At 64.9% G+C, this 316-nt stretch carries 1 protein-coding gene; it reads left to right on the top strand.

Going from position 1 to position 316, the window contains the following annotated elements; all coding sequences use genetic code 11:
* Window positions 1-316 (top strand): GTP-binding protein (locus tag NE591_RS13730; protein ID WP_256156916.1); only part of this gene is annotated, 316 nt, incomplete at both ends.

Genomic DNA, 316 nt, shown 5'->3' with positions numbered 1-316 from the left:
ACAAGATCAACGTGATGGACACCTCCGGCCATCCCGACTTCATCGGTGATACGCTGGCCACCATGCAGGCGGCCGAAATGGCCCTGTTCGTGGTGGACGCCGTCGACGGCCCCCAGGTTATGACGACGAAGCGGTGGCGCGAGGCGGAGGACATGCGCCTGTCGCGCGCGGTGTACATCAACCACATCGATCGCGAGAACGACAACTTCGACGCCGCCATGGCGTTGCTGCACGCCCGATTCGGCGGTCGCCTCGGCGCGGTGACCATCCCCATCGGCCAGGCCGAGGACTTCCAGGGTGTCATCGACATCATCCG

The sequence above is a fragment of the Adlercreutzia sp. DFI.6.23 genome, from assembly GCF_024462535.1.
Lineage (GTDB): Bacteria > Actinomycetota > Coriobacteriia > Coriobacteriales > Eggerthellaceae > Adlercreutzia > Adlercreutzia rubneri.
Note: the sequence above shows the minus strand (reverse complement) of the source record. Positions and strands in the feature narration are given on the sequence as shown.